The sequence below is a fragment of the Dyadobacter linearis genome (assembly GCF_907165045.1).
Lineage (GTDB): Bacteria > Bacteroidota > Bacteroidia > Cytophagales > Spirosomataceae > Dyadobacter > Dyadobacter linearis.
In genome coordinates this window covers 1-23,111 of sequence record NZ_CAJRAU010000003.1, presented here as the reverse complement: position 1 = coordinate 23,111, position 23,111 = coordinate 1, and the positions used below count along the sequence as shown (strand labels likewise).

Annotated in this window: 21 protein-coding genes; 11 read left to right on the top strand and 10 right to left on the bottom strand. The window is 46.1% G+C overall.

The window, feature by feature from the left end; all coding sequences use genetic code 11:
• Positions 1-2: 2 nt before the first annotated feature.
• The 9 genes from KOD92_RS10545 to KOD92_RS10505 all read right to left on the bottom strand — a co-directional run bounded on the left by KOD92_RS10545 (position 3) and on the right by KOD92_RS10505 (position 12,249).
• On the bottom strand, positions 3-1,700 hold the full coding sequence (locus KOD92_RS10545; protein ID WP_215233543.1) for a hypothetical protein: 1,698 nt from the start codon (positions 1,698-1,700) through the stop codon (positions 3-5).
• Complete coding sequence (locus KOD92_RS10540; RefSeq protein ID WP_215233542.1) at positions 1,697-2,617, bottom strand: transketolase family protein; 921 nt, start codon at positions 2,615-2,617, stop codon at positions 1,697-1,699. Before KOD92_RS10540 ends, KOD92_RS10545 begins: the two co-directional genes overlap by 4 nt.
• A 50-nt stretch (positions 2,618-2,667) precedes the next feature.
• On the bottom strand, positions 2,668-4,662 hold the full coding sequence (locus KOD92_RS10535) for an NAD-dependent epimerase/dehydratase family protein (RefSeq protein ID WP_215233541.1): 1,995 nt from the start codon (positions 4,660-4,662) through the stop codon (positions 2,668-2,670).
• Positions 4,655-5,482, bottom strand: coding sequence for a transketolase (locus KOD92_RS10530; protein WP_215233540.1), 828 nt, complete (start codon positions 5,480-5,482; stop codon positions 4,655-4,657). The genes KOD92_RS10535 and KOD92_RS10530 overlap by 8 nt, the downstream gene beginning before the upstream one ends.
• 124 nt (positions 5,483-5,606) lie before the next feature.
• Positions 5,607-7,469 (bottom strand): glycosyltransferase family 39 protein, encoded by a 1,863-nt coding sequence (locus KOD92_RS10525; protein WP_215233539.1) that lies wholly within the window; start codon positions 7,467-7,469, stop codon positions 5,607-5,609.
• A 103-nt stretch (positions 7,470-7,572) separates the two neighbouring features.
• Positions 7,573-9,609, bottom strand: a complete 2,037-nt coding sequence (locus KOD92_RS10520; protein WP_215233538.1) for an OmpA family protein — start codon at positions 9,607-9,609, stop codon at positions 7,573-7,575.
• Positions 9,610-9,680: 71 nt separating this feature from the next.
• The gene (locus tag KOD92_RS10515) at positions 9,681-10,991 is read right to left on the bottom strand and encodes an apiosidase-like domain-containing protein (RefSeq protein ID WP_215233537.1); all 1,311 of its coding nucleotides are present in this window, start codon (positions 10,989-10,991) and stop codon (positions 9,681-9,683) included.
• Between the two features lie 25 nt (positions 10,992-11,016).
• The gene (gene rpe / locus KOD92_RS10510) at positions 11,017-11,667 is read right to left on the bottom strand and encodes a ribulose-phosphate 3-epimerase (RefSeq protein ID WP_215233536.1); all 651 of its coding nucleotides are present in this window, start codon (positions 11,665-11,667) and stop codon (positions 11,017-11,019) included.
• Positions 11,668-11,721: 54 nt separating this feature from the next.
• Positions 11,722-12,249: a Uma2 family endonuclease gene (locus KOD92_RS10505; RefSeq protein ID WP_215233535.1), complete on the bottom strand. Its 528-nt coding sequence runs from the start codon at positions 12,247-12,249 to the stop codon at positions 11,722-11,724.
• 170 nt (positions 12,250-12,419) lie between these two features.
• Here KOD92_RS10505 and ligA point away from each other — a divergent pair, with 170 nt between their 5' ends.
• The 11 genes from ligA to KOD92_RS10450 all read left to right on the top strand — a co-directional run bounded on the left by ligA (position 12,420) and on the right by KOD92_RS10450 (position 22,927).
• Complete coding sequence (ligA, locus tag KOD92_RS10500; protein WP_215233534.1) at positions 12,420-14,510, top strand: NAD-dependent DNA ligase LigA; 2,091 nt, start codon at positions 12,420-12,422, stop codon at positions 14,508-14,510.
• A gap of 65 nt (positions 14,511-14,575) precedes the next feature.
• Entirely contained in the window at positions 14,576-15,466 is an 891-nt protein-coding gene (dapA, locus tag KOD92_RS10495) for a 4-hydroxy-tetrahydrodipicolinate synthase (protein ID WP_215233533.1), read from the top strand.
• Entirely contained in the window at positions 15,466-16,524 is a 1,059-nt protein-coding gene (locus tag KOD92_RS10490) for an aminotransferase class V-fold PLP-dependent enzyme (RefSeq protein ID WP_215233532.1), read from the top strand. Before dapA ends, KOD92_RS10490 begins: the two co-directional genes overlap by 1 nt.
• Before the next feature lie 70 nt (positions 16,525-16,594).
• On the top strand, positions 16,595-17,308 hold the full coding sequence (locus tag KOD92_RS10485) for an NUDIX hydrolase (RefSeq protein WP_215233531.1): 714 nt from the start codon (positions 16,595-16,597) through the stop codon (positions 17,306-17,308).
• A gap of 47 nt (positions 17,309-17,355) precedes the next feature.
• A complete protein-coding gene (locus KOD92_RS10480; RefSeq protein ID WP_215233530.1) occupies positions 17,356-17,925 on the top strand; it encodes a MarC family protein in 570 nt (189 codons plus the stop codon).
• 47 nt (positions 17,926-17,972) lie between these two features.
• Positions 17,973-18,437 (top strand): pyrophosphohydrolase domain-containing protein, encoded by a 465-nt coding sequence (locus KOD92_RS10475; RefSeq protein ID WP_215233529.1) that lies wholly within the window; start codon positions 17,973-17,975, stop codon positions 18,435-18,437.
• A gap of 18 nt (positions 18,438-18,455) precedes the next feature.
• Positions 18,456-19,694 carry a peptidase T gene (pepT, locus tag KOD92_RS10470; RefSeq protein WP_215233528.1) on the top strand — a complete coding sequence of 413 codons (1,239 nt, stop codon included), beginning with the start codon at positions 18,456-18,458 and terminating at the stop codon, positions 19,692-19,694.
• Between the two features lie 177 nt (positions 19,695-19,871).
• A complete protein-coding gene (locus KOD92_RS10465) occupies positions 19,872-20,504 on the top strand; it encodes a ribonuclease H1 domain-containing protein (protein ID WP_215233527.1) in 633 nt (210 codons plus the stop codon).
• 4 nt (positions 20,505-20,508) lie between these two features.
• Entirely contained in the window at positions 20,509-21,231 is a 723-nt protein-coding gene (locus KOD92_RS10460; protein WP_215233526.1) for a tRNA1(Val) (adenine(37)-N6)-methyltransferase, read from the top strand.
• Between the two features lie 61 nt (positions 21,232-21,292).
• On the top strand, positions 21,293-22,264 hold the full coding sequence (locus tag KOD92_RS10455; RefSeq protein ID WP_215233525.1) for a glycosyltransferase family 2 protein: 972 nt from the start codon (positions 21,293-21,295) through the stop codon (positions 22,262-22,264).
• Positions 22,265-22,315: 51 nt separating this feature from the next.
• Entirely contained in the window at positions 22,316-22,927 is a 612-nt protein-coding gene (locus tag KOD92_RS10450) for an inorganic pyrophosphatase (RefSeq protein WP_255700582.1), read from the top strand.
• A gap of 91 nt (positions 22,928-23,018) precedes the next feature.
• Here the strand turns inward: KOD92_RS10450 and KOD92_RS27700 are convergent, their stop codons facing one another.
• Positions 23,019-23,105: an IS3 family transposase gene (locus KOD92_RS27700; RefSeq protein WP_406566161.1), complete on the bottom strand. Its 87-nt coding sequence runs from the start codon at positions 23,103-23,105 to the stop codon at positions 23,019-23,021.
• Positions 23,106-23,111: the final 6 nt, after the last annotated feature.

The window sequence follows — 23,111 nt, the reverse complement described above, 5'->3', positions numbered from 1 at the left end:
GATTACCAGTTTACCCGAACGTTGTTATCCTTAATTCCGTCAATGGTAACTTTCTGATTTTTAAAAAGAATACCTGTCCGATCACCATCCTGCCGGATTAATGCAATGTCGTAAGTGCCTTTTTCCAAAGGTTCTGTGAAAGGAATATCGACGTAAAAGCCTCTTGAAAAATAATACTGTTTAAGAAATAATTCCTTGCGGCTCTTGTTCCGGCTGCGGTAGGCAGGGAAAATGTAGAACCGTTTTTTGGAACTCAATAGTATATATACGCCGCTATCCTGCAAACGCTGACTGCTGAAAACGCTGTTTTCAACCGAAAGTTGGTTTGGTGATTTTTTAAATGTTGTCTGATCAAAAAGCTCGACCAGGCCACGCGAGCTTCCTGCGTAGGTTTGCCGATCTGCTATTGAAATGAGCGAGAGCCACTTATCATAAATTACTGGTGTTTTTTCAATGATATTTGCGGCAAAGGATGTGTCGGCAGGATAGGTCAGCGCTTTGTCCTTGAAAGTCCAGTTAAACTGATCTGTGATCAGCATTTTTCTCAGATTGTAGGCTTCTACTAAATGATAATGGTAGCTGAAAATATTAAATGTAACCGCCAGAAATACGATTGCCGTAATATAAGGAGACAGGAAACTACCGCGGATCGGGATCACTACATACAGATATGCTACGAGCAAAAGGAGCACCGAATAGATCTTGTACCTGCTGGTAATCAGCGTTTCTATGCCAAAACCGGCTCTCGAATAGACAACGATCAGTGCTGTCCCGAGAATAAAAAGCACCGTACCCAGACAAAACAGGTCGGTTACGCGCTCAAATTTATTGGTGTATTTATTCCTGATTATTCTGAATAGGGTAGTAGAAACGATCGAAATCGCGACTAAAAACAGGACAATACCCAGGAAGAAGCAAACCCCAGAATGGTCGAGGACCGGGAAGGATTCCGCAAACGAACCCAAAAAGGACATATACCCTTTGAAAAGCTGGAAAATCGTCGCCTTGGATTCAGGGTTATATTCTGGTTTTTGGTATGTAAAGAAGTAACCGACAACTGCCGCAATACTCCACGCGAGCCAAAGCGCAAATCTTTTACGATTTCCTGAAAGAAACAGGAGCAAAGCGCCCAGCGGAAGTACCAGCAGTCCATTTCCGCTGGTCAGGATCGTGACAATAGCCAGGCCGAGCGATGCTATGAATGCCGCCGAATTTGGTTTTACACAAAGAAAAAGCGTCCAGAGCGTCAATGTTACGACCCCAAAGTTCTGGATCGCCGACATACCCCAGAACATATTCTCATGGAATGCGAGCGTGAGCCATAAAAACGGAACGGGTACAAGTGCAAAAAGCGGCTTTTTGTTCTTTTTCAGCAGCTCATACCAAAGCGGGATCACAGCAAGCAGCAGTACATTTCCTGCGATCATCAAATGCCGGTAATTCAATGCACCGAAAATTTTGAAGTCGAGCCAGCTGATCAGCCGGGTGAGTGCGATACGGTGTTCGTTGTGCTGCCGCATTAATGCACGCAATTCACCTTTCCAGTCAGCTGCCTGGCTGAATTCAATGATGAACGCCTTGAAAGTATGGTCGTCCCACTTGGGGATATTGATAGCGTAGTAGTTCCAGACCGTAAAATAAATGAGGACCGGTAACAAAAGGATCAGGCTCAGAATGATCGTTAAAGCCTTTTTTGTCATGCCGGTATCATTAGCTGGCCTAAATGTGCCAAAATGGAATCCGGATCAAGGCCCGAGATTTTCTGATGATAACTTTGGCTTCCGTAGCGCGCATTTGGGTAACCTTCTGCTTTGAGACTTTTGAAAGCGCGAGGCAGAATACCTTTTTCCAGCAGCTGAACAGACAATTGCTGCGCAAGTCCGCCCGTGCTGATATGCTCTTCCGCGACCAGGATAGCCGGTGCATTTTTGATAAGCTCCGCTAGTTCGTCAGTGATATGTAACGGGAAATGCAGTGCAGTTACCACGTTTACTTTAGCCGAAAGTTCTTCGGAAAGCGCAAGTGCGGACAGTACATTGTTAGCAATTGGGCCCAATGCGAAAACGGTAATATCCGCATTTTCAGGTTTGTGAATGATCTTGAAAGAACCTGATGCGATGCTGTTTTCGGGAGTAGTTTTTCCAGCGCCCAAACGCAGATAAGCCGGGCGTGCATCTGTCGAGATCTGTCGAACAATTTGCTCTACTTCATCGGAAAACGCAGGTACCCAGACGTTTGCATTCTGTTGTCCGCTCAGGCAAGCGATATCTTCAATGGTATGGTGGCTGCTGCCCATGATCCCGTATCCGTAACCACCGCCGTTTCCGACCAGGAAAACGGGTAAGTTATTGAAGCAAACGTCATTCCGGAATTGTTCAAGGCATCGGTACACGATAAAAGGCGCAATGCTGTAACAAAAAACCTTATAACCTTTATGCGCAAAACCTGCGGCCACGCCAACCATATTCTGCTCGGCAACGCCTGCATTGATAAAACGTTTACCGAGTTTTGCCTGTAAGTTTTCCAGTGCATTATAGCCAAGGTCGCCAGTGATAAAAACGATAGAATCGTCTTCCACTGCTAACTGTTCCATGGCATTTGAAAATTCTTTTCTCATTGTTGATGATGAATCAAACTGCTAATTTAAACTGCTGGCTAGCAATTATACTATTTCCTCAATTGCTTCACTAATGCCCGAATCTCATCTGCGGTTTTGTATGATTTGGCGCCGCGGCGGATTCTGGTGCGAATGTATTTCGGTCGCTTTTTAGTTTCTTCAAATATCTTGGTAATGTATTCTCCTAAAAACGAAATGCCGAGGATCGTTAATCCGCCAAAGAATACGATCAGAACAATAATTGTCGTCACTCCGTGCGGCGTGTCCCGGAAGAAGAAGAATTTGGCTAAAATCTGCCAGATAATTCCTAAAATAGAAAGTCCCGTTAATGCAAATCCTGCATAGCTCATCAATTCCAGCGGGGCGAAACTGAATGAGAAAATCGCCTTTTTCGCCCACCAGATATTTTTCGTCCAGTTATTGGTGGAAATTCCAAACATCCGCTCCGGTCTCACATAAGGTACTCCTGTCTGCTTGAAACCAACCCAGGCGCGAAGACCTCTTAAAAACTGCTCAGTTTCAGGCAGATCAACCAATTCCTTCACAACTTTCCTGTCGATCATTGAGAAATCACCAGCGTCGCGGGGGATTGGAATGTAGCTGAGTCCCTGGAACACTTTGTAAAATGTCTTGTAGAAAAAGTGAATGTGCGGCTTCATTTCACGCTGCACCCGCACGCCGTAAACCACATCATTTCCTTCCATCCATTTTTCATAGAATGCAGGTATGATTTCCGGCGGATCCTGTAAATCTCCATCCATCAGCACCACACAATCACCCGTAGAGATTTCCATTCCGCTCAAAAAGGCAGACTGCGAACCGAAATTCCGCGAGTGACTTATCCCCACCACATTCGGGTCTTTGTCACAAATTTTATTAATTACTTCCTCCTGGTTGTCAGGCGAGCTATCGTTTACGAAAATGATCTCGTATCGAACTTTCAGGTCGTTAAATGTTTTCACAAGGCGCTCGTACATGAAGGGTATCGCCTGTGCATCCTTATAACACGCAATAATGGCGGTGATAACAGGATTCAGTTTTGGGTTTTCGAAAGCCGGGATAACCTTGTATTCGTACTGGATTTCTTCCTGCCACTGACTGTATTTCGAGAGCCCGGTTTCGAGAGAAGTTCGCGCCTTCCAGCCAAAATCCTGCTCGAACGAATTTGGGTCGCCAAACCATTCTGCCAGGTCCCATTTCCGGTTAGACATGCTGCCCCACTTCGGTTGGAGAGAAATAGCGAATGTAGAACGCGTGGTCTCTACCAGATCGCCCATCGTCGTTTTCTTGCCTGTGGCGATATTATAAGATCTGCCAGCAGTTTCTGTGCTGATATTCAATGCAGCATCAATAAACGCCTCCACGCAATCCTCAATAAAAACAAAATCCCGGCTGATATCAGGTGAGACCAGAGAAGGAAGCTGCTTTTTTCGGGCGTTTTCAATCAGTTTAGGGATCAGCCTGTCCGGCTCTTCCCAATATCCGTAAATGGAATATAACCTAAGATTCAGTGTTTTGAGGTTAGCTACTTTGGCATAATATTCCAGCAAATAGGCCGCCGAAACCTTCGAAACTGCATAGTGGCTGTTCGGCTCGACGCGGTCGGTTTCTTTCGGGGCTGTACAATTGAAACCATATTCGGAGCTGCTTCCTGCGTGAATGTAAACCATTTCCGGCGTACAGTTTTGCAGGATATTCACCGTCCCGATCACATTCGTTTCATAAGTCAGGTTGACGTTACTTTGCTTGCTGTAAGCGCCGTAAGCTGCCAGATTGAATATGGTTTGCGGTTTATATTTTTCAAAGATCTCCTGAACGGAGTTATTGGAAAGGATATCGCAGTGGATAATATTTTCAAAAGGGACATTGAGTAATTTCAATCTCCAAGCTTTGGTTGCATCGTGAGTTAATGCATAGCAATCCTTGCGGATCTTGAAAATATCATTAAATAGATTAGCGCCGATAAAGCCGCTGGCCCCGAAGACGAAAATTGGACCTTTTAAACTCTCAATTTTCTCGCGGTAAACCGGTAAATGATCAAGCATTCGTTAATTCATTAAAATAGCGCTCCTTCACTTCAAGGGTTGCCTGCTCATATTGATCCTTATTCATTGGCAAATAGTGCCACTCCAACTTGTTTTCCATGTAGGAGACGCCCTTTCCTTTCACTGTATTTGCAATGATAGCCTTTGGTAGGCCGTTTTTATGCGTTTTCAATTCGTCGATGGCCATACTGATAGAAGCCACATCGTGACCGTCGATTTCAATCGTTTCAAAACCAATCGCATTCCATTTTTCAACAGAAGCCGTTTCTCCCAAAACCTGATCCGTAAATCCAAAACCCTGCAAACCATTTTTATCAATGATCATAATCAGGTTATCCAACTGGTTTTGAATCGCATAATGCGCTGCTTCCCAGGTAGTTCCTTCATTTGTTTCGCCATCAGAAAGTAATGCAAAAGAATAAGTATCCTCGCCGCTTACTTTTGCAGCGTGCGCGATTCCGGTCGCAATAGGAAGGCCGTGGCCAAGCGAGCCGGTCGCAAATGGAATTCCTTTATATTGTCTTGGTGCAGGGTGGGCTGGAAGTGTGGTACCGTCAAGATAAAAGGTATCAAGCTCTTCGTCGGTAATTTCTCCCAAGGTATTCAGACAGGCGTATAATGCAGCTGCCGCGTGTCCTTTCGATAGAATAAATGTATCGTCAGCCGACTTTTGAAGGAAAAGAACTGCGACCATCAGGTCGATGCAGCTGAGTGAGCAGCCGATGTGCCCCGCATTTGCTTTATGGTATAAACCCAGAACTTTCAGGCGAAGCTCCCCGCTTATTTGCCTCGGGTCGTTGAATATGTCTTCTGCGGTCATGCGTGCTGTGTATGTCAATGTAAGTACCTGCTCACAAAATAACGGTCAAATCTTGTGTTTTAAGTGCGCAATATACGAAATCTTATTGGACGGCTTTGTAAAGACCCGCTATTGAAAGCGCCGGTCAATAGCGGACACCTTTCAGATTTTCGATTTCAACAGGCTCAGCCTGACCGGACCTTTTGATCCAGATACGGTCAACCTGCAACGTGTCAAGCACCTGCACATATTGTGCATCTTTGGGAAGATAAATGTTGGTCAGCTGAGCATCCTGAACGGAAACGGGCAGGAAAGTCTTATCCATCTCACGCATCGCGACTAGTTTTGCAGCAGGATAATAGATCGTGTCGCCGGGCTGGTAAGTGCTTTTGATCTTCTGAGCCGCAGCATAGTAAGGATTCGGTTCTCGCGGATTTGCAAAATAGCCGTATTTGGTCGACCTATCCTGGTAAAACTCCCGTAATCGCAACCCAACAAAACCAAGCTGGATAAGCAGAAACACGTAAATCAGAACTTTGAACTCAATATCCAGCTTGCGGAAATATTGCAAAAGTAGGCTGAGCAATATGATCACATAAGGAAAAGAGAAACCCGGGTACCGTTGGTTAAGACCATAAGTATGCCCTCCCCGGAATGCCATGAAAATCAGGAAAAACGTTGGGATAAGGCCCATTAAATACAACATCCACAATCTCTTACGCTTTTCTGGACTTGCCTGTTTATGAATATCAGGAATAAATGAAAGCGCAAAAATGCTGATTGACAAAATCGTGAATTGTAATTTGTGGTGATTATAGAAAAAGCCGGCCGCGATAATCACAAGAAAAGGCAACCTGTGGATCAGCCAGCCTGGTGTATTGATTTTGTGTTTAAATCTGAACCACAGTATTAGTAAAATCCCTACTGCGAGTGCTAATACTACATTCCTTCTTCCGGATAATGCATCGGTAAGTCCATTCGTAAATATCACTAAATCAGTAAAAATAGGCAGTGCTCTTTCGAAAACGTTGGGGAGCGTTGCCGGCAATATCAGTCCGTAGGGATTGTTGTAAGGGGCGGTTTCGGCCATTCTTTTGTAAAGATCCGCCTGGTCTTTCAGCGTATATAAAGTGTAGTACCCGCCTCCGAAAGTGAGCCACCAGGCCAATCCGGAAAGTGATAAAACCGCTGCAATCGCCATTCTGATCCAGCCTTTGATGCTGCGCAGGAAAAACAATGCATAAGCAGCGTGCGCAATCAGTACGGAAATGGTTAGAAAGTGGGAAAGTAATCCTAGCCCTGCGGACAGAATATAGCCGAGGTAAAACCAGAAGGTTTTTCGTTTATCATACTTATTCTCAATAATTTGTAAAAAGAAATAAGTAGCGAGCAATGTCAGAAAGAAGGTAAGCGAGTAGTTGCGCGCCTGGTGACTATATGCTACAAAAAACGGCTCAACTGCCACAATACCAGCGGCGATCAAACCAGTATTTACACTAAAAAATCTTTTCCCAAACAGAAAAGTGAGCGCGATGATCATCGTACTGAAAACCACCGAAAGCGCACGCGCGGAAAAATCAGACAGACCAAAAATGTCCATCCACAAATGCAGGAGAATATAGTAAAAGGGGCTATTGCCGATATCGCTGCGGGTGATTGCGTCGTAATAATCCTGAATACTTTTGGGCGCCCAAAATTCGGCCGGCGTGAATGGGCGCAGTGTCGGTATCTCTTCGTAGGTGAATGATCTGATCACGCCGACAGGCGGCTTGTAATCCAGCTTCGGCGCTTCCCAGAATTCTTTAACCGCCAGCCTTTGTGTGGAATAAACTTCTTTTTGATTTGCCCCTTCGAGCACAATACCCTGGCTGACCACCATTGTACTTTTCTCGTCGAAAAAAATGCTGAACCGATCGAGACGGTAAAATCTTAAAGCGAGACCTGCTACTAAAATGATGAAGAAAATAAGCCAGGGACGCAGATTTTCGCTTTTGGTGTTTTGGGACATTAGATATTAGCTGATGATTTCTGTATTCCGCTTTCAAAAATCAGCGGAAGTAACATATCCAGTTGCCGCGAAAATAAGCAAATTTCCTTTTATAGGATATTTTTTAGATTTTAAGAATCGTAAATTCAACTCTCCGGTTCCGCTGGCGCGTCTGTTCCGTTGAGTTGCTGGCAATAGGTCTGGCTGGTCCCCAGGCCTTTGTCTGAATGCGTTTTGCCGCAATTCCTTTGGATAAAAGGTATTTTTTAACCTGCTCTACGCGGTCGGAGGAAAGCTTTACATTTTTCTGAACTTCCCCCTGATTGTCCGTGTGCCCTTCCAACAGGATTTCCATCGCCGGGTAGCTCGCCATCGCATTTGCGATTTTATCCAGTTCCGCATAGGAAGACTTGACAACCTCGGCGCTGCTTTGTGCGAACATCGTATTGTTCAACCGGATCTGCTGACCGGATTTCAGCGGTACCAGGTACAGGTTTCGCCGGATCGATTTTACCGTCGAGTCTGTGGAAAGATCAATTTCTTCGGAAATAGGGAAATATCCTTCCGAAGCCGCAGACATTTTATAAGCATCTTTCAAAGGCAGAACAAATTTGTATTCCCCCGTTTCCGGGTCAAAAGAAGCCTTGGCAAACAGGCTGTTATCCTTTTTGAGCTCAGCCGAAACATCCGATCTGATTGGCTTTGTGGTTTCTGCTTCATACACATTTCCGGAAACGATCGCGACGGGCTCGGGCCTGATCTCAGGGTCCAGCCGGATCCTGAAAATATCTTCCTGCCCTTGAATTTTGTCGCTGGCGCTGAAATAGGCATAGTCGCCCACAGCGGGCACATTGAGATAAGCATCCCAAAGCGGCGAGTTGACTGCCGGCCCAAGGTTCTCAGGCTTTGACCAGTTCAGCCAGGTATCGTCCAGTCTTCTTGTTAGAAAAATATCTGCTGACCCGAAGCCGCTGTGACCGTGGGATGAAAAATACAGCGTCTTGTTGTCGAGGGCCAGAAACGGCGTGCCTTCGTCGTCGGCGGTATTCACTGTCGCGCCGATATTCTGCGGCTCCGACCAGGTTTCGTCTTTTTGGAGAAATGAAATATACAGGTCCCTGGAACCCTCGGTATCGGCTCTTTCAAGGGATAAAATCAAGACATTTTCATAAGGGGAAACTGCAATTTCAAGCGAGGTAGCGCCTTCTTTGAATGCGATTTTGGCCAGATTCGAGATCTTGGATTGTTTAGGAAATGACCAGCCTGTTTTTGTTTTAAATGATTTTGAGAAACCGAGATGCATGCTTCCGTCAGGCTGGTATTCATTGAGCAGGTATATCGTTTTCCCATCGGACGAAATACTTACAACTGCATTATCACCGGGCGTATTAATTGGCGGGCCCATATTAACTGCATTCGACCACTGACCTTTATCATTTGAACTGGAAATCCAGACATCCTGCGGTTTAGGAGCACCAATATTTCCTTCAAAGTTACTTCGTGTAAAAAAGAGCGTCTTGCCGTCGGGCGAAATGACCGGAGCAACTTCCTGTGCTTTGGTATTAATGGCGCTGCCCATATTTTCTTTCTGGGTTTTCAGGTCCATCTTGGCAGCAAAGCGGATTTTTGCTTCAATAGGCTCGGTACTTTCAGAGATTCCGATTGCGTCAACCTGATTAAAGCCCGACACTCTATCGGGCCGAAGTACGATCTTTACCGCACTGACCTGAATATCCTGTGTCAGAAAAACGCGCAACATCCTGCCAACAACCGCCTGCTGGCCCGGCAGAGCCTCGGATACCAGATATTCTTTGCCGGAAGGATCGTAAGCATATACCCGCACAATTGCGCCAGGATTAAAATTTTCGGCGATCGCGATCTGCTTCGCCTGAATAGCTTTTGCAAAACCGACCTTGATCCATTCCTCATTCCGGCTATCCGCTTCGGCCGGTGACCAGGCCGACCGGCTGTTGCCAAAAGAGGGTAGTTTATTAGGTTCTCCCAGGATCTGCTTCGCCCGAAAAGCGTGTCCATAAGCTTCTGGCCGATATTCGGAAGAATAGCCAAGTACCTTACTGGCCCATAGTACTCCCTGGGCAAAACCGGTAGCCGGAAAAATTAATAGCAGGAAAAATGTTAGAATTCTTTTCAATAAAATCATGGGCAAACTATTCCCGGCGGGGGCAAATCAGTATTAAGTAATATTATTAAGAATACCGGTGAATGTCAAACTTACTGTTTGGAGCCGATCAGTAAGATCCAATCCCAGCCCGGTTGAGAGTCCGGCGGCTGAACAACTGCCTGTTGTTTGTTGGTGAATTTACCTCCGTCCCAGCGTTTGCCCGTGCGCGGACTATACCACACGGCGCCAAATTCGGTTCCCTGCAAGTGGTTGAGGTCCAGTCTGACTGGCTTTGACGAAGGCAGGTAAAGCATGGACATTCTTTTATTCGACAAAGAAACGATCCCGATTTCTGCTTTATCGACCGAATCAGTCAGCAGATCAGGTTTGTCGGGCTGCATATATTCCCAGGGAATTCCTTTCAGGATCTTCACCAGTTCGTGAATGTATTCCGCACCATCTTTCCCGATATTCACTTTCCAGGTAGGATTGAAATTCTTGATCGTGCTCATGTGACAAAAACCTGCGGCAGAGCTCATAATCGACTGGTAAGCCTGATTCCGGATCATTACCGACTGGTCGGTCATTTCTCGTGGAAATTCAGAGTTCGCGATCAAAAATGGCCTCAATGCAGCCTCCGCAGAGTTTTTCTGCCAGTTGGCCAGCGCCGCATATTCCGACGGAGTCACTGTTGAATCGGGAATAATGAATTTGAGATTGGAATGGTTTGGAGCCTGATCATTGATATTAGTCGGCGAACAGGTATTCAGCGAGGCCAGTATCTGCCCATCCGAAACGGACCTTATTCCTTCTGAAATAGCTGAAAACTGCGCCGCACTCTGATATTCCTCCTCGCTCACGATCCAGATGATATTGGAATGTTTTGCAAAAGCTTTTCCTACGTAAGTACCATATTCTTTCCAGGCGGCCTCGTTGTGCGCGTCGAATACTGCATTCCAGCTTTTTCTGGAAACAACCACCCCTACAACCAGATTACGCTCTTTGGCAGCGGCTATAATTTTATCAAAATAGTCAAAATAAGCCTTATTGGGTTTGCTGATATCGTTATTAACGAATGGCGCGACCTTCTGATAGTTTTTCTGGGTGGGGAGCATCGGAAGCAGCTGCACCAGGAAAGTATTGAAAGACTGGGCTTTTCTGATATCCATATAATGTACCGCTTCGGTGTAGCTAAGGCGCCTGAGCAACTGCCAGGCCACATCGGCGACCATCAGAAAGGGGACCCCGTTATTATCAATAATATGTCTTCCGTTCGGACTGATCTTCAATGGGAACTTCGACGCCGCTGTTTGTGCTGGCCGGGTAATGCTTATAAAGCTGAGGCAAATGCACGCAAATGCGCCGAAGGCGAGCAGTGTAAAACGGGCGCGACGGTTCCTTTTTTCTGGTAATAGGTTCAAGTTGAGTGTTTTGGAAAGCCTGGGTCTAACTAGCTACTTTCAATTGCTCGATGATCCCCTTCGGGTCAGACGAACTAAATACGAAACTGCCGGCGACGAGGATATCAACCCCTTCACGCACCAGCAGTGGCGCATTATCCAGATTAACGCCGCCATCCACTTCAATCTTGAATGAATAGCCAAATTTTTCGCGCAGGCTATGTAACCTCGCGATCTTTTTATAGGTGTTATCAATGAATTTCTGTCCGCCAAAACCCGGGTTTACTGACATGATCAATACGAGAGAAACGTCTCCCAGCACGTCTGTGAGCAATTCTACCGGCGTGTGCGGGTTCAATGCAACTCCTGCCGAAAGTCCAAGTTCTTTCAGGTTTTCTATATTCCGGTGCAGGTGGGTACAAGCTTCATAATGCATGGTGATCCCCCAGGCGCCTGCTTTTTTAAACGCCTCGAAATAACGCTCCGGCTTTTCGATCATCAAATGCACATCGAGCGGTTTTTTTGCGTGTTTGTGAATCGCTTCGCAAACAGGTATTCCAAATGAGATATTGGGGACAAAAACTCCGTCCATAATATCTACGTGGATATAATCGGCAGCGCTGGCATTCAGTAATTCGACGTCGCGTTGCAGATTACCGAAGTCGGCGGCTAGTATCGAAGGGGCAATTTCGGCCATGAAAATCTCAAATTATTGAAAAACGATATATGGCGAAATTAGGGAATTACTTGTTTAAAAAGGAAAAACAGACTTTGCTTCAAGATTCAGATCCGGGAAAACGGGCGTTTGTACCAGGTGCTCGCCTGTGAAGCTGCCGTGAAGCTGATATTGCCCTAAATGCAAGGTATGAACCTCGATAAGCGCTTTTTCTGGAAATACCAGCCAGTATTCCTTTACTCCATAGCGTTCATAAATTTCCTTTTTGATAACCATATCCAACTTTCGCGATCCCTTAGACACGATTTCTAATACCATATCAGGTGCACCGCGAATCCAATCCTGCATGATCGCCGCCCGCTCGTTTGAAACGAAAAGAATGTCGGGCTGCAATACATTGAATTTCTCTTCCAGAATGGTGTCAAGCGGCGCTGTGAAAATTTCGCCGAGCGCGTTCACTTTAATATGTTCAGCTAATTCCAGCAAAAGTTGCATCAGAATCCGCTGGTGGGAAAGTTTCGGGCTAGGAGACATTACTTCCTCTCCGTTGATGATCTGCGTAAGATCGGGATTGTAATAAATGGTCGTTTCCATTGTCTTCATGTTCAGTGCTGTTAACGAAAATACATAAAATCGAAACAATATTCATTTTGCTGTTTGGTAGACTTTTGCATTTAGACGTAACATTGAGCAGGAGGTAACAAGATTTTTTTAAGATTCTCAAAATTTTAAATAAATCTTAAATTTGGCCCGAATCATTAACGCCATTCCGAATGAATCCCGAACAGCAGATCCAGGAGCTTACCGACAAGCTGAACCACTATAACTACCGCTACTACCAGGATAGCGTGTCCGAAATATCGGATTTCGAGTTCGATCAGCTTTTGAAGGAATTGAAGGCACTGGAAGACGTATATCCCGAATTCAGGCAGGCAGATTCGCCGACCCAGCGGGTGGGAGGTACGATTACGAAATCGTTCAATACCGTCTACCACCGGTATCCCATGCTGTCGCTCGACAATACCTATAATGAGCAGGAGCTGCGGAATTTCGACGACCGCGTCCGCCGCGGATTGGATGGTGAGGAATTTGAATATATCTGCGAGCTGAAATTTGACGGAATATCGCTCAGCTTCACCTACGAAAATGGCGTTCTGGTGAGAGGGGTAACCCGCGGGGACGGAACGCGTGGCGATGAAATCACGACCAATATCAAGACGATCAGGACTTTGCCCCTTCGTGTGAAATCCGACAAATTGCCGCCCGTTTTTGAAATTCGCGGCGAAGGTTTTATGCCGCTCAGTTCATTTCAAAAATTGAATGAAGAAATGGAGACGCTGGGTGAAAATCAATATGCGAATCCCAGAAATGCAGCTTCGGGTTCCTTTAAATTACAGGATTCCGGAGAAACTGCGCGCCGACAGCTCGACTGTTATATCTATTCTTTTTTAACCGACACCGAATTCTTCAAAAGCCACGAAGAAAGTTTGCTGGCGCTGAAATCGTGGGGTTTCAATGTATCTCCGGGCTGGAAAAAGGTTTCGAACATCGACGATGTGATCGCCTATATTCACGAGTGGGAGGAAAAGCGATCAACGTTGCCGCTCGCGACCGACGGTATTGTTATTAAAGTAAATTCATTCGAGCAGCAGCGTGAGTTAGGTTTCACTGCGAAAAGCCCTCGCTGGGCTATTTCATTTAAATATAAAGCCGAAAACAAACCGGCTATCCTGCGCATGGTCACTTACCAGGTCGGTCGCACTGGCGCGATTACGCCGGTTGCCAATCTTTGCGACCTGACCGAGCGCGCGCTTCCATATAAAGATGTTAAAGGCGTGCATTTGTCGGGTACGCGGGTGAAAAGGGCGACGCTGCATAATGCGAACGAACTACTCAGACTTGGCCTCGAACTTGGGGATACCGTTTTTGTTGAAAAGAGCGGAGAAATCATTCCAAAAATCACGGGCGTAGATGTAACCCAGCGCGAATTGTTTCCCACCGAGCCTATTACTTTCCCTACCAAATGCCCCGAATGCGGCTCCGAGTTACAGCGGAATGAGGGAGAAGTCGCATTCTTTTGCCCGAACGATAGTCACTGCCCGCCGCAGCTGAAAGGCCGGATCGAGCATTTTATCCACCGGAAAGCAATGAATATCGAAAGTCTGGGGGAAGGTAAAATAGAAACACTTTTTGACCTTGGATTAGTAAATACACCCGCAGACCTGTACGATCTTAATGAAGGAAATTTGCTGGGAATTGAAAAAAGTATCTTGAATGAAGAAACCGGCAAAGTGAAGAAGATCAGTTTCAGGGAAAAAACGGTCGAAAATATTCTGAAAGGCATTGAGCTATCCAAAACTGTCCCGTTTAAAAATGTGCTTTTTGCATTGGGAATCAGGTTTGTAGGCGCGACGGTGGCCGAAAAACTGGCTAATTATTTCAAATCCATCGAAGCATTGCGCAGTGCCAGTTACGATCAGCTCGTAGCTGTGCCCGAGATTGGCGGCCGGATTGCGATGAGTATTGAATCGTATTTCAGCGTTCCTGAAAATCAGCAGCTGGTGGCGCGATTGCAAGCGGCCGGACTGCAAATGGAAAGCGACGAAAAGCCTGTTGAAAAGGAAAGTGATGTTTTGGATGGAAAGACCTTTGTGATCTCCGGAGTTTTTGAAAATTACGACCGAGACGAACTGAAAGACAAGATAGAGGTAAATGGCGGCAGGATATTGAGTGGCGTTTCGGGCAAACTGAATTATCTGCTGGCAGGCGCCAATATGGGCCCGTCGAAGCTGGAAAAGGCCAGGAAACTAGGCGTGACGATTTTGTCTGAGGAAGAATTTTTGGCAATGATTGATAATAAGTAAGGTAAAATGACTTAGAAAGCTAACTTTGCGTTTTCGATAAGTCAACCAATTATATAGATTTAATAATGCCATTGGACCAACGTTTCAAAGGGGTAGGTGCAGCTTTGATCACTCCTTTTGATCAGCAGAATGAAATAGATTACGCAGGTTTGAAAAGACTGATCGACCTGGTAAGTGAGGGAGGAAGTGACTATCTGGTTGTGCAGGGAACAACAGGAGAGTCACCAACGGTATCTTCGGAGGAAAAGCGTGAGATCCTGGCATTTACGATAAAGAACAACTACAAATCGCTCCCGATCGTCTACGGAATCGGGGGTAATGATACCAAATCCGTTCTGGATTGTATTCGCGACACGGATCTGACAGGCGTGGATGCGATTCTTTCCGTTTGTCCCTATTATAATAAACCAACTCAGGACGGTATTATCGCGCATTTCAATGCGATCGCCGATGCTTCGCCGGTACCTGTGCTCCTATATAATGTACCCGGCCGCACCGTGATCAATATGAAGGCGGATACCATCGTGAAACTTTCGGCGCACCCGAATATTATTGGTATTAAAGACGCAGGCGGAAGCATCGAGCAAAGTATGGAGCTGGCTTCCCGAGTGCCGGACGATTTTCTGCTGCTTTCCGGCGATGATAACCTGGTTACCACGATGATCAGCGTCGGCTGGCATGGGGTTATCTCCGTGATCGCCAATGCATTTCCAAAAGAATTCGGTGAACTGACCTGGCACGCGCTGGAAGGAAGGTTTAAGGAAGCAGCCAGATTACAGCTCGCGTTTCTTGAATTTGACACCCTGCTTTATATCGAGTCTAACCCGGTGGGTATTAAAAAATGTTTGGAAATTAAGGGAATATGCAGCTCGGACGTTCGTTTGCCTTTATTAAGGGCTTCCCAGGAATTGGGTGAAAAGCTCGAAAAGGCAATGATTCGCGAAGGTTTTATATAATGATTACTTTTTATCCAGGGCCGTCCAAAGTTTATCCTGAGGTCGGTCAATATTTGCAGGAAGCGTTCGAAAGCGGCGTGATCAGTGCCAACCACCGTAGCGCGGCATTCATGGAAATGCTGGCGGAAACGATCAGCAATCTCAAATTGAAACTGGACGTTCCGGCTGATTACGAGGTCTATTTCGTGTCTTCCGCAACGGAATGCTGGGAAATTATCGCCCAGTCGCTTATTTCGGTACCAAGTCTCCATATTTACAATGGTGCATTTGGTGAGAAATGGATGGAATATACCCAGAAGATCACCTCAGGCGCCAGCAGTTTTTATTTCGATCACAATGCATTACCCGAGCTGCCGTTTGCCAGCAAATTGTCAGGCAGCGAACTGATCTGTCTAACCCACAACGAAACTTCAAACGGTACCGCTCTCCCCGCATCTTTTCTGGAGTCGCTGCGATCAGAGAGCGACAACTTAATTGCTGTCGATGCGACTTCCTCGATGGCGGGCGTCGAACTTCCGTGGGAATCGGCGGATATCTGGTATGCTTCCGTGCAAAAATGCTTTGGCTTGCCGGCTGGAATGGGCGTCCTGATTCTTTCTCCAAGAGCCGTGGAACGCGCCATTGAACTGGGCGAGCGCAAGCATTATAACAGCCTCCTTTTTATCCGCGAAAATTTCCTCAAAAACCAGACACCCTTTACACCTAATATCTTAGGTATTTACCTGTTGAACAGGATTATGCAGCAGGTTAAGCCTATTGAAGAAGTAGCGGAACAAACTGCTTTGAGAAGCCGCGAATGGTATCAGTTTTTAACGAAATACAGATACCCGTTAGTGGTAACAAACGAAGCTGCGCGCTCGGAAACTGTGATCGCAGTGGCTGGTACCAGAGAAAAGACCGCGCAGATCAAGGAAGCCGCGAAAAAGGCAGGTATCGTCCTCGGTAACGGTTATGGAACTCAGAAAGATACCAGCTTCCGGATCGCCAATTTTCCCGCTATTTCCAGCCAGGAAATCGCTATGTTGCAGCAATTCCTTGTTTCGTTTGCCGGAAAATAGGCGATGAGTAGTAAAGAGGGAGGTTTGTATTTACTAATAAATTCAACACCAATCCCTGCAATAGTAAGTTGTGCGATTAGATATCTTAAAGCAATACCAGGCGCAAACCAAATGTCTCGTAGCACTGGACTCCATCATTTTTGGATTTGATGGGGAGGAATTGAAATTACTGCTCGTCAAAAGAGGCATTGAAGATGAAGACCGCACCTGGTCTTTAATGGGCGGCTGGGTGCAGCCCGATGAAAGTCTCGAAGGCGCTTCCTCCCGTATTCTGTTTGAACTTACCAGCCTGACCGATATTTACCTCGAACAACTTCACACTTTTGGAAGCCCGCAGCGTGACCCGGTGGAGCGGACCGTTTCGGTTGCCTATTTTGCATTAATCAATGTGGAAGATTACGCGCACAAGCTTTCTAAAAGCTATGAAGCGCAGTGGTTTTCGGTCCAGGAACTTCCTAAGCTGCTTTTTGACCACAGTTCGATGGTTGAAATGGCGATCGAGCATTTGCGGTACAAAGCCTCGCAGCACCCGATCGGCTTCGAATTGCTACCCGAAAAATTCACAATTCCGCAGTTACAGAAGTTGTACGAAGCGATTTTTGGTACAGAACTCGACAAACGAAATTTCAGCCGGAAGCTGCTTTCTACCAATTTACTGATCAAACTCGATGAGAAACAGAAGGGTTACTCTAAAAAGGGGGCATTCTTTTATAAAATCGATGAGGAGAAATACAAAAAGCAGTTTAATACTTTCCTGAATTTTTTGCCGGGAAGTACCTCCTGAATCCCGCGATTTTAGCAACTTTGCGTTCTGACCTCAATGCGGACCGCATGTTCAATTTCAAAGAAATCGTTTCAGTAACCCTCATTCTCTTCTCCGTGATCGATGTGCTCGGCTCGCTGCCGGTAATTGTGGATTTCAGAAAAAGGCTGGGTAAAATAGAATCTGAGAAAGCGACACTGACCGCCGGTATTATCATGGTGGTCTTTTTGTTTTTGGGGGAAAGATTACTAAGTCTTTTCGGGGTAGATGTGGCTTCTTTCGCGATTGCGGGCGCTATTATCCTTTTTTTACTCGGACTGGAAATGATTCTGGGGAGAAACATTTTTAAGCACGATAATATCTCTGTCGGCGTCGCATCCATTGTCCCGATCGCATTTCCGATTATCGCCGGCGCAGCCACGATGACCACATTGCTTTCGCTCCGCTCTGCTTATCAAACTGAAAATATACTTGTCGGAATCCTGCTCAACCTGTTTTTTGTGTATCTGGTATTGAAATCGTCGAACTGGATCGAAAAGAAACTGGGGCAGGGCGGTACGGATATTCTCAGAAAAATATTCGGGATTATCCTGCTGGCGATCGCGATCAAGCTATTCAAGACGAATCTGGTTTTGTGACGCGACGGGGCAAAAACTGAATATTCAAATCAATACAAAATATAAAAATGCAACAACTGGACAGCCTCAATCAAGTAGCCGAATTTCATAAAACGTTTAAACACCCGATCGTGGCTTCGCCTGCAATACCTTCCGAGGACCGCAGCAGACTGCGCGTTGCATTGCTGGCAGAGGAGCTGAAAGAGCTGGAAGTGGCTATTCTTGAAAAGGATATCGTGGAGGTGGCCGACGCGCTTTGTGATCTGCAATATGTATTGTCAGGGGCAGTTTTGGAATTTGGTTTGGGTGAAAAATTCAGGGAGCTGTTTGACGAAGTGCAGCGTTCGAATATGTCAAAAGCCTGTGAAACGGTGGAGGAAGCAGAGGCGACCGTAGCGCATTATCAGGCAAAAGGTACGGAATGCTATTTCAAGGAAGATAATGGTAAATACCTGGTTTACAGAACTTCTGATGACAAGACGCTGAAAAATATCAACTATTCTCCTGCCGATCTCACTTCCATTATCGGCTAAGTCAATTCATTTTTTCTTATGAAAACATCAGTGCTCGACAGGTTCCTGCGTTACGTGCAGATCGACACGCAGTCGGATCCCGGCTCGGAAAGTTTCCCGAGTACGGCCAAGCAGCGCGACCTGAGTAATTTGCTGGCTGTGGAGCTGCTGGAAATCGGCATTTCTGATGCGCACGTGGATGAACACGGTTACGTTTACGCCACAATTCCTTCAAATTCAAACAAAACGCAGATTCCTGTGATCTGCTTTTGTTCGCACGTCGATACTTCTCCGGACGTTTCCGGCGCGAATGTGAAGCCGGTGATCCACAAAAATTGGGACGGAAGTGACATTGCATTGCCCGACGATCACACGCAGGTTTTGCGCATCGGCGAACTCCACGATCTGGACCAGCAGATAGGTAATGATATTATTACTGCAAGCGGAAAAACCTTGCTGGGGGCTGACAACAAAGCCGGAGTAGCCGAAATTATGGCTGCCGCTGAATACCTTGTAAATCATCCCGAGATCCGTCACGGGGATATTAAAATACTTTTCACCCCCGATGAAGAAGTAGGTCGCGGCACTGAAAAAGTGGATCTGGCAAAGCTCGGAGCGGATTATGGATATACTGTGGATGGAGAAGCAGTGGGTACTTTGGAAAACGAAACGTTCTCTGCCGACAGCGTCAGGATCACGATCAGCGGCGTAAGTACGCACCCAGGTTACGGGTTGGGAAAGCTGGAAAATGCGGTAAAAATAGCAGCAGATATTCTCGCAAAACTCCCGAAAGACACGCTATCCCCTGAAACCACTTCCGACAAAGAAGGTTTTATTCATCCCGTTCAAGTGGAGGGTATTCAGGAAAAGGTCACAATCAGCTTCATTATAAGGGATTTCACAACAGCCGGACTTCACGAAAAGGAAGCTTTTTTGAAGGGGATATTGGATGAAGTTTTAAAACAATACCCTAATTCTACTGCCGATTTCAAAGTCCAGGAGCAGTACCGGAATATGAAAGAAGTGCTGGACAAATATCCCCAGATCATCGAAAATGCAGAAGAAGCAATGCAGCGCGCCGGTCTTGATCCGGTTTGTCGCAGCATTCGCGGCGGCACCGACGGTTCCCGACTATCATTCATGGGCTTACCCTGCCCGAATATCTTCGCCGGCGAACACGCATTTCACTCCAAACTGGAATGGGTATCCGTGCAGGATATGGAAAAGGCGGTGGAAGTGATTGTTAATTTGGCGAGGGTTTGGGAGGAGAAGGCTTAGTTTGGGAGGAAAGGGAGGAAAGGGAGGAAGGGAGGAAGGAGGAAGGAAGGGAGGAATTCAATCATTCAATCATTCAATCATCGCACCGGCGACCCGGTCAATCATTCAATCATCGCACCGGCGACCCGGTCAATCATTCAGTCATCGCACCGGCGACCCGGTCAATCATTAAAATAAATGTCTAAGAAGACGAAATATTATGTAGTGTGGCAGGGGAGGAAGACTGGGATTTTTACGGATTGGAAGGAGTGTGAGGCCCAGATCAAAGGTTTTGAGGATGCCCGTTACAAGTCTTTCGAGTCAGTGGAGGAAGCTGAAAAGGCGATTCAGCGGGATTATTGGGAGTTTGTTACCAAAAAAGATGCAAAGCCGGTATTGAAAGAAGCACCTGCTTCGGTGGGTAAGCCGATTAAAAACAGCATCATCGTCGATGCCGCCTGGAATACGGCGACGGGCGATATGGAATACCAGGGCATTTACTACCAAACCGGTAAACGGATCTTTTTGCAAGGACCATTTCAGGATGGTACCAATAATATCGGCGAGTTTCTGGCGATCGTGCATGCACTCGCTTATTTGCAAAAAAACGAAAGCAGTTTGCCGATTTACAGCGATTCCCGCACTGCGATCAGCTGGATTAAAAAGAAACACGCAAATACAAAACTGGCACTTACCCCAAGAAACAAACCCGTTTTCGAAATGCTGCAACGCGCCGAAAGGTGGCTCGCGAGCAATACCTATCCGAATAAGATATTGAAATGGGAAACAGAATATTGGGGTGAAAATCCGGCAGACTTTGGACGAAAATAAATATATGGGCAAAAATTCACACTTTCAGTTCAAGCAATTTACCATTCAGCAGGACCAATGCGCAATGAAGGTCTGCACCGATGCGTGCGTACTCGGGGCGTGGACCGACGTGGATAATGCCGACCGCATTCTCGATATTGGTACCGGCACAGGCTTATTGTCCTTGATGATCGCCCAGCGGAATACCTATGCGGCGATTGATGCCGTCGAAATGGAGGCGGAAGCTTTTTTTCAGGCTGGCGAAAACGTGCATGAAAGTCCATTCCAGGGGCGGATCCAGCTTTATCATGAAGCAGTGCAGGATTTTGAATCGGAGTACCAATATGACCTGATCATCACAAATCCGCCATTTTTTCAGTCTGACCTGCGCTCGCCGGCAGAGAAGATCAATCAGGCGCATCACGCCGAAACGCTGGATTTTGCTGACTTGTTGAACGCAGTAAGAAAGCTGTTGAAGCCCGAGGGCAGGTTTTCAATTCTTTTGCCGATTGAAGAAGGCATTCAGTTCAAGAAAATGGCAAGTGAGCAGGGCTGGCAATTGCGGCGTGAAATGACCCTTTTTCACAAACCGGAAAAGAAAGCATTCAGGTCGCTGATGGAATTTCAGGACCAGGCTTTGCCCGCGCAGGAGGTAACTGAGGAGACTTTGCATATTTACGAAGCCGACGGTGTTACTTACGATGCGAAGTTCAAGGAACTGCTCGAAGACTTTTATTTGAAATTTTGATCGGGAAAAAAGCGAACTTTGCGGCATAATACAATCCGGCCGCGCCATTGCAGAACATTTCATGACCCATTCAGCTATCCAGATATCCGTTGTTATTCCGCTTTATAATGAAGACGAGTCGCTGCCCGAACTTTGCGAATGGATCACGCGGGTGATGAATGAGAATGCATTTACTTACGAAGTTTTGTTTATTGACGACGGAAGTAAAGACCGTTCCTGGGAATTAATTTCAAGGTTATCACTTGAAAATCCGCACGTAAGAGGATTTCGTTTTGTCCGCAATTATGGTAAAACTGCCGCTTTGCAAACAGGTTTTCAAGCCGCAAGAGGCGACGTGATCATCACGATGGACGCCGATTTGCAGGATAGCCCCGACGAAATTCCGGAATTATACCGCCTGATCGCCGAAGACAAATACGATTTGATCTCAGGCTGGAAAAAGAAACGTTTCGACCCGATTACCAAGACTATTCCTACCAAAATATTCAATGCGGCCACGCGCAGTATTTCCGGCGTTTCGCTCCATGATTTCAATTGCGGGCTGAAAGCTTACCGGAAAGAAGTCGTGAAAAACATTACGATCTACGGCGAAATGCACCGTTATATTCCGGTTATCGCCAAATGGAATGGTTTTGTCAAGATCGGGGAGAAGGTTGTGCAGCACCGCGCGCGCAAATACGGACACACAAAATTCGGTTTGGAAAGGTTTATTTTTGGCTTTCTGGATTTGCTTTCGATTGCCTTTGTGAATAAGTTTGGACGTCGGCCGATGCATTTATTCGGTAGTCTGGGAACTCTTATGTTTTTTCTGGGAAGCATTATAGCTTTTTGGCTTCTTGGTAAGAAAATCTATAATATTTACCATTTGCTTCCTTACCGTAACGTTACAGACAACCCACTGTTTTTTCTTGCGCTGGTGGCCATCATGGTCGGTTCTCAGTTATTTCTTGCGGGGTTTTTGGGCGAACTTTTTGTGAAGCAATCTGTTTCGAAAACAGGCGATTACAATATCTCCGAGCGTGCCGGTATTTAATTACTCAATTGTTAATTCTTTAAAATATAAAATAAGTTACTAATACAAATAATGATCGCTAACGTACACAAAGCACATCCCTGGCATGGAATTCCAATGGGTGACAACGCACCCGAGCTTGTAACCGCATTTATTGAGATTGTTCCTACTGATACCGTTAAATACGAAATTGACAAGGCGTCGGGCTATCTGATCATCGACCGGCCACAGAAATATTCCAATATTGTTCCGGCACTTTACGGTTTTATCCCTAAAACATACTGCGCTGATAAAATCGCTGCATTGGCGCGTGAACGTTCGGGCCGGGATGTAACGGAGGGTGATGGCGATGCACTTGATATTCTGGTACTTTGCGAGAAGATCATTTCGCACGGAGATATCCTTTGCCAGGCCAAGCCAATCGGCGGCATTCGTCTGATCGATGGTGGTGAAGCTGATGATAAAATTATCGCGGTTTTGAAAGGAGATGAGGTTTATGGTGGATTTTCAGATTTGAGCCAGCTGCCAGAAGGTATCGTGGAGCGTTTGAAACACTACTTCCTGACTTACAAAAACCTGCCGGGCGAAAAGGCGCATATCGAAATTACCAATGTTTATGGCAAGGAAGAGGCGCACGAAGTGATCATGACCTCTGTTGAAGATTACAAGCATTCATTCTATTGAACAGCTGATATTCAGCACGAATAGCTGAATGCTGTTATAATTTAGAGCCGTTTCCGATGGACTGAACCCCAAAAGTTGGACGGTTTAAAATTTAGCGATTAGTGTGATGAGCCCGGTATTGTGCCGGGCTCATTCCATTTAAGTTCAGCCTGATCCTTTCATTGTTGTAGTATTCAATATATTC